This window comes from Klebsiella sp. MBT K-1 (assembly GCF_002556465.1).
GTDB lineage: Bacteria > Pseudomonadota > Gammaproteobacteria > Enterobacterales > Enterobacteriaceae > Klebsiella > Klebsiella grimontii.
The window spans coordinates 67,744-74,376 of sequence record NZ_PDEL01000024.1 but is presented as its reverse complement, the minus strand read 5'-3'; the positions used below and the strand labels follow the sequence as shown (position 1 = coordinate 74,376).

Below are 6,633 nucleotides of genomic sequence, written 5' to 3'. Positions count from 1 at the left end.
CTTTGAGTGCCCACACAGATTGTCTGATAAATTGTTAAAGAGCAGTGCAACGCGGCTTTCGCTCACCGTTGCGAGGTGGCGTATATTACGCTTTCCTCTTTCAGAGTCAACCCGTTATTTCAGGATTTTTCTCTTCAACCGACCGGGTTGTTTGTGAAGTGATTCACATCTGCCGTGTCAGTGGGAGCGCATTATAGGGAGTTATTCGGCGCTGACAAGCGGTAAAATACAATTTTATTTCAACCGCTCATCTTTTATACATAACGCTTATTTTTGCTGCTTTTTGATAGCATCCGGCAGGTCAGCCAGGCTATTAAGCACCCAATCAGCGGCGCTTTCCGCTTCTGGAGTGACTGGCTTGCCGGTACGCACTAATACTTTCGTGCCGACATTGGCCGCCAGAGCTGCCTGCATATCTTCGACTTTATCGCCGACCATATAGGAAGCAGCCATATCAATATGCAGATAGTCACGCGCCGAGATCAGCATACCCGGATGCGGCTTACGGCAGTCGCAGGTCTGGCGAAACTCTTCGACGGTTCCCTGCGGGTGGTGCGGACAATAATAGATGCCATCCAGATCAACGCCGCGATCGGCCAGCGACCAGTCCATCCACTCGGTCAGCGTTTCAAACTGCTCTTCAGTAAACTTACCGCGGGCGATACCGGACTGGTTGGTCACCACCACCAGCGCGTAGCCCATCTCCTTTAATTGACGCATTGCATCAATGACACCATCGATAAATTCAAAGTTGTCGATTTCATGGACGTATCCGTGATCGACATTAATCGTGCCATCACGGTCAAGAAAAATTGCGGGTACTGACATTGCCACCGGTTTGCTCCTGATAAAGGCTAATGCGCGTAGTATCGCATGTTTCCCGACGCAAGAAAGTGCTCATTATACAGAGTCAGATTGATTTAGACGTCTGGATGCCTTAACATCCATTTCATTGACAGGCATCGCCTGGACACGGCAGAAGAAAATGCCACGGCAAACGGCTAAACGATAATAAATAACTGATGATTAAACTTTCGAAGATTACCAAAGTGTTCCAGCAGGGAAATCGCAGCATACAGGCGCTGAACGATGTCAGCCTGCATGTCCCCGCCGGGCAAATTTATGGCGTCATCGGCGCTTCCGGCGCGGGTAAAAGTACACTAATCCGCTGCGTTAACCTGCTCGAACGTCCAACTCAGGGCAGCGTACAGGTGGGCGGCCAGGAGCTAACGGCGCTGTCCGAAAAAGAGCTGACTCGCGCTCGTCGCCAGATCGGCATGATCTTCCAGCACTTTAACCTGCTTGCCTCACGTACCGTATTCGGTAATGTGGCGTTGCCGCTGGAACTCGACAATACCCCGAAGGAAGAAATCAAACGCCGGGTTACCGAGCTGCTCGATCTCGTCGGCCTGGGGGATAAGCACGATAGCTATCCGGCAAACCTCTCCGGCGGTCAAAAACAGCGCGTCGCCATCGCCCGTGCGCTGGCGAGCAACCCAAAAGTCCTGCTCTGCGACGAAGCCACCAGCGCCCTGGATCCGGCTACCACGCGCTCGATTCTGGAGCTGCTGAAGGATATCAACCGTCGTCTGGGCCTGACGATTTTGCTGATTACCCACGAAATGGATGTCGTCAAACGCATCTGTGATTGCGTTGCCGTGATCAGCAACGGCCAATTGATTGAACAGGATACGGTGAGCGAGGTCTTCTCTCATCCCAAAACTCCGCTGGCGCAACAGTTTATTCAGTCAACGCTGCACCTGGATATCCCGGATGATTATCAGGCGCGTCTGAAGTCTGAGGCTCTTCCCGATAGCGTGCCCATGCTGCGCATGGAGTTCACGGGTCACTCCGTTGATGCCCCGCTGCTTTCTGAAACTGCCCGTCGCTTTAATGTAAACAACAACATTATTAGCGCGCAGATGGATTACGCGGGCGGCGTGAAGTTCGGCATTATGCTGACCGAGATGCACGGCACGCAGGAAGATACCCAGGCCGCGATCGCCTGGCTACAGGAACACCATGTAAAAGTAGAGGTACTGGGATATGTCTGAACCAATGATTTGGCTGCTGGTTCGCGGCGTATGGGAAACGCTGGCCATGACGTTCGTCTCCGGCTTCTTCGGTTTTGTTCTTGGTCTGCCGGTCGGCGTCCTGCTTTACGTCACCCGTCCGGGGCAAATTGCCGCTAATGCGAAGCTCTACCGTACGCTTTCGGCGGTGGTGAATATTTTCCGCTCGATTCCTTTTATTATCCTGCTGGTCTGGATGATCCCCTTTACCCGCGTGATTGTAGGGACGTCGATCGGCCTGCAGGCGGCCATTGTTCCGCTAACGGTCGGCGCAGCGCCCTTTATCGCCCGTATGGTTGAAAACGCCCTGCTGGAGATCCCCACCGGCCTTATCGAAGCGTCCCGCGCCATGGGCGCAACGCCGATGCAGATCGTGCGTAAGGTCCTGCTGCCGGAAGCGCTGCCGGGTCTGGTGAACGCGGCAACCATTACCCTCATTACGCTGGTCGGCTATTCCGCGATGGGCGGCGCCGTGGGTGCAGGTGGTCTCGGACAGATTGGCTACCAGTACGGTTATATCGGCTACAATGCAACGGTAATGAATACCGTACTGGTGCTGCTGGTTATTCTGGTGTACTTAATTCAATTCTCTGGCGATCGTATCGTCCGGGCTGTGACTCACAAATAACATTACACACAATACAGAATCTTACAGGAAGGAAATAACATGGCCTTTAATTTCAAAACCTTTGCGGCAGTCGGCGCGTTAATCGGTTCTCTGGCTCTGGTGGGTTGCGGTCAGGACGAAAAAGATCCTAACCATATTAAAGTCGGCGTTATCGTCGGTGCGGAGCAGCAGGTTGCGGAAGTCGCGCAGAAAGTAGCAAAAGAAAAATACGGCCTTGATGTTGAACTGGTGACCTTCAACGACTACGTTCTGCCGAACGAAGCGCTGAGCAAAGGCGATATCGACGTTAACGCCTTCCAGCATAAGCCGTATCTTGACCAGCAAATCAAAGACCGCGGCTACAAGCTGGTTTCCGTAGGTAACTCTTTTGTTTACCCAATTGCCGGTTATTCGAAAAAAATCAAATCGCTGGACGAGCTGCAGCCGGGCTCTCAGGTCGCGATTCCTAACGATCCCACCAACCTTGGCCGCTCTCTGCTGCTGCTGCAGCAGGTTGGCTTGATCAAACTGAAAGAAGGCGTTGGTCTGCTGCCAACCTCGCTGGATATCGTTGAAAATACGAAAAACCTGAAAATTGTTGAGCTGGAAGCCCCGCAACTGCCGCGCTCCCTGGATGATGCGCAGATCGCTCTGGCGGTTATCAATACCACCTATGCCAGCCAGATCGGCTTAACGCCGGCAAAAGACGGTATTTTCGTGGAAGGTAAAGAGTCTCCGTACGTGAACCTGATTGTCGCTCGCGAAGACAACAAAGATGCGGAAAATGTTAAGAAATTTGTTCAGGCTTACCAGAGTGACGAAGTTTACGAAGCGGCTAACAAAATCTTTAACGGCGGCGCGGTGAAAGGCTGGTAATCTTTTCTCAGCGTAATATCATTCAGGGCGGGCTTTATGCCCGTCTTGTCATTTATGCAAGCACCTGATTCAATAGCGCCCTGTTTTATTATTTATTGAGGAAATACTATGCGTGCTTTACCGGTCTGTTTGTTAGCACTCATGTTAAGCGGTTGTTCTATGCTAAGCAGATCTCCCGTCGAGCCTGTACAAAGCACCGTAACCCCGCCAGCCAAATCGGAACCGGCAAAACCGAAAGCGACGCGTCCGGCCCCGGTAAGAATCTATACCAATGCAACAGAATTGGTGGGTAAACCTTTCCGCGAACTCGGCGAAGTCACCGGTGAATCCTGCCAGGCCTCGAATCAAGACTCTCCGCCCAATATCCCGACGGCTCGCAAGCGCATGCAGATTAACGCTGCAAAAATGAAAGCCAATGCCGTGCTGCTGCACCGCTGCGAAGTCACCAGCGGAACCCCAGGCTGCTACCGCCAGGCCGTCTGCCTTGGTTCAGCGCTTAACGTTACGGCGCAATGAGTGATTTTCAGTTTGCGCAGATAGGCGTTATTCGCTCGCCCTATAAAGAAAAATTTGCCGTCCCCCGCCAGCCTGGGCTGGTTAAAAACGGCGGCGGCGAATTACATCTTCTGCCTCCCTATAACCAGGCCGATGCCGTACGCGGCCTGGAAAACTTCAGCCATTTGTGGGTCCTGTTTGTGTTTCATCAGACCATGGAAGGCGGCTGGCGCCCAACCGTACGCCCTCCCCGCCTCGGCGGCAACGCGCGGATGGGCGTTTTCGCCACCCGCTCTACCTTCCGCCCTAATCCAATCGGTATGTCGCTGGTCGAGCTAAAAGGTATTTGCTGCCAAAAAGAGCGCGTCGTTCTTGAGTTAGGCAGCCTGGACCTGGTGGACGGTACGCCGGTAGTCGACATCAAACCTTACCTGCCCTTTGCCGAAGCGCTGCCGGAAGCCAGCGCGAGCTACGCTCAGCAGGCGCCGCAGGCGGAAGTGGCGGTAAGCTTCACGTCAGAAACCGAAGCCCAGCTTTTCGCTCTGGAAAAGCGCTATCCCCGGCTTAAGGCGTTTATACGCGAAGTTTTGGCACAAGATCCGCGGCCGGCATATCGTAAAGAAGAAGACCCGGGAAAGACCTATGCCGTCTGGCTGCTGGATTTTAACGTGCGCTGGCGGGTGATTTCGTCCGGTTTTGAAGTCTTTTCTCTCGAACCACGCTAATTTTATTTTCCTCTCTTTTGGCATCTTTGCCACACTGGTAAACTAAACCACTTTTTTGTGTCAGGCTGGCTTCCAGCCTGTATCGATCGTCCAAATGGAACCGTAACAACATGCGTACTAGCCAATACCTGCTCTCCACTCTGAAGGAGACACCTGCCGACGCCGAGGTTATCAGCCATCAGCTGATGCTGCGCGCCGGGATGATCCGCAAGCTGGCCTCCGGGTTATACACCTGGCTGCCGACCGGCGTGCGCGTCCTGAAAAAAGTCGAGAACATCGTGCGTGAAGAGATGAATAACGCCGGTGCCATCGAGGTGTTAATGCCGGTAGTTCAGCCCTCTGAACTGTGGCAAGAGAGTGGTCGTTGGGAACAGTACGGCCCGGAACTGCTGCGCATTGCTGACCGTGGCGAACGTCCGTTCGTGCTCGGCCCGACTCATGAAGAAGTGATCACCGACCTGATTCGTAACGAGCTGAGCTCTTACAAACAGCTGCCGCTGAACTTCTATCAGATCCAGACCAAGTTCCGTGATGAAGTGCGCCCGCGTTTCGGCGTGATGCGTTCCCGTGAATTCCTGATGAAAGATGCTTACTCTTTCCATACTTCTCAGGAATCTCTGCAGGAGACCTACGACGCAATGTACGCCGCGTACAGCAAAATCTTCAGCCGTATGGGCCTGGATTTCCGCGCGGTACAGGCTGACACCGGTTCTATCGGCGGTAGCGCATCCCACGAATTCCAGGTGCTGGCGCAAAGCGGTGAAGATGACGTGATCTTCTCTGATTCTTCAGACTACGCGGCCAACATCGAGTTCGCCGAAGCCGTTGCGCCGAAAGAGCCGCGCGCTGCCGCTACTCAGGAAATGACCCTGGTCGATACGCCGAACGCCAAAACCATCGCCGAGCTGGTTGAGCAGTTCAATCTGCCGATTGAGAAAACGGTGAAAACCCTGCTGGTGAAAGCGGTAGAAGACAGCAAGTCTCCGCTGATTGCCCTGCTGGTTCGCGGCGATCATGAGCTGAACGAAGTTAAAGCGGAAAAGCTGCCGCAGGTCGCCAGCCCGCTGACCTTCGCCACCGAAGAAGAGATCCGCGCGCTGGTGCAGGCGGGCCCCGGTTCTCTGGGCCCGGTTAACATGCCGATTCCGGTAGTTATTGACCGTACCGTTGCCGCAATGAGCGATTTTGCCGCAGGCGCGAACATCGACGGTAAACACTACTTCGGCATCAACTGGGATCGCGATGTCGCGACCCCAGAAGTGGCTGATATCCGTAACGTGGTGGCGGGCGACCCGAGCCCGGACGGCAAAGGGACGCTGCTGATTAAACGCGGTATCGAAGTGGGCCACATCTTCCAGCTGGGTACCAAGTACTCTGAAGCGATGAAAGCCTCTGTCCAGGGCGAAGATGGCCGTAACCAGATCCTGACCATGGGTTGCTACGGCATCGGGGTGACTCGCGTGGTGGCAGCAGCCATTGAGCAGAACTTTGACGATCGCGGGATCCTGTGGCCGGAAGCTATCGCCCCGTTCCAGGTTGCGATTCTGCCGATGAACATGCATAAATCCTACCGCGTACAGGAGCTGGCCGAGAAGCTGTATGCTGAGCTAACCGCGTTGGGTATCGACGTGCTGATGGACGACCGTAAAGAGCGTCCGGGCGTGATGTTCGCCGATATGGAGCTTATCGGTATTCCGCACACTATCGTGCTGGGCGACCGCAACCTCGACAACGACGATATCGAATATAAATATCGTCGCAGCGGCGAGAAGCAGCTGATTAAAACCGGTGATATCGTGAACTACCTGGTTAACGCTATCAAAGGTTAACAATCATCTTTGAATGCAAAAAGGCCTCG

Annotated in this window: 7 protein-coding genes; 6 read left to right on the top strand and 1 reads right to left on the bottom strand. The window is 53.9% G+C overall.

Translation table 11 applies throughout. From position 1 onward, the window contains the following. Positions 1 to 267: 267 nt before the first annotated feature. A complete protein-coding gene (gmhB, locus tag CMQ96_RS26455) occupies positions 268 to 834 on the bottom strand; it encodes a D-glycero-beta-D-manno-heptose 1,7-bisphosphate 7-phosphatase (protein ID WP_024360366.1) in 567 nt (188 codons plus the stop codon). A 188-nt stretch (positions 835 to 1,022) separates the two neighbouring features. Here gmhB and metN point away from each other — a divergent pair, with 188 nt between their 5' ends. From metN to proS, 6 genes are all read left to right on the top strand, one after another. Further along, the gene (gene metN, locus CMQ96_RS26450; protein WP_004129149.1) at positions 1,023 to 2,054 is read left to right on the top strand and encodes a methionine ABC transporter ATP-binding protein MetN; all 1,032 of its coding nucleotides are present in this window, start codon (positions 1,023 to 1,025) and stop codon (positions 2,052 to 2,054) included. Further along, a complete protein-coding gene (locus CMQ96_RS26445; RefSeq protein WP_004129148.1) occupies positions 2,047 to 2,700 on the top strand; it encodes a methionine ABC transporter permease MetI in 654 nt (217 codons plus the stop codon). Before metN ends, CMQ96_RS26445 begins: the two co-directional genes overlap by 8 nt. 39 nt (positions 2,701 to 2,739) lie before the next feature. After that, positions 2,740 to 3,555 (top strand): methionine ABC transporter substrate-binding lipoprotein MetQ, encoded by an 816-nt coding sequence (gene metQ / locus CMQ96_RS26440; protein WP_004137967.1) that lies wholly within the window; start codon positions 2,740 to 2,742, stop codon positions 3,553 to 3,555. Between the two features lie 108 nt (positions 3,556 to 3,663). Beyond that, positions 3,664 to 4,071, top strand: coding sequence for an Rcs stress response system protein RcsF (gene rcsF, locus CMQ96_RS26435; RefSeq protein ID WP_004137968.1), 408 nt, complete (start codon positions 3,664 to 3,666; stop codon positions 4,069 to 4,071). After that, positions 4,068 to 4,775, top strand: a complete 708-nt coding sequence (gene tsaA / locus CMQ96_RS26430; protein ID WP_024360364.1) for a tRNA (N6-threonylcarbamoyladenosine(37)-N6)-methyltransferase TrmO — start codon at positions 4,068 to 4,070, stop codon at positions 4,773 to 4,775. Before rcsF ends, tsaA begins: the two co-directional genes overlap by 4 nt. A 110-nt stretch (positions 4,776 to 4,885) precedes the next feature. After that, the gene (gene proS / locus CMQ96_RS26425) at positions 4,886 to 6,604 is read left to right on the top strand and encodes a proline--tRNA ligase (protein ID WP_049085791.1); all 1,719 of its coding nucleotides are present in this window, start codon (positions 4,886 to 4,888) and stop codon (positions 6,602 to 6,604) included. Positions 6,605 to 6,633: the final 29 nt, after the last annotated feature.

Coding starts and splice junctions, on each gene's coding strand:
- metN (WP_004129149.1), top strand. CDS start 1,023: ATGATTAAACTTTCGAAGATTACCAAAGTGTTCCAGCAGGGAAATCGC.
- CMQ96_RS26445 (WP_004129148.1), top strand. CDS start 2,047: ATGTCTGAACCAATGATTTGGCTGCTGGTTCGCGGCGTATGGGAAACG.
- metQ (WP_004137967.1), top strand. CDS start 2,740: ATGGCCTTTAATTTCAAAACCTTTGCGGCAGTCGGCGCGTTAATCGGT.
- rcsF (WP_004137968.1), top strand. CDS start 3,664: ATGCGTGCTTTACCGGTCTGTTTGTTAGCACTCATGTTAAGCGGTTGT.
- tsaA (WP_024360364.1), top strand. CDS start 4,068: ATGAGTGATTTTCAGTTTGCGCAGATAGGCGTTATTCGCTCGCCCTAT.
- proS (WP_049085791.1), top strand. CDS start 4,886: ATGCGTACTAGCCAATACCTGCTCTCCACTCTGAAGGAGACACCTGCC.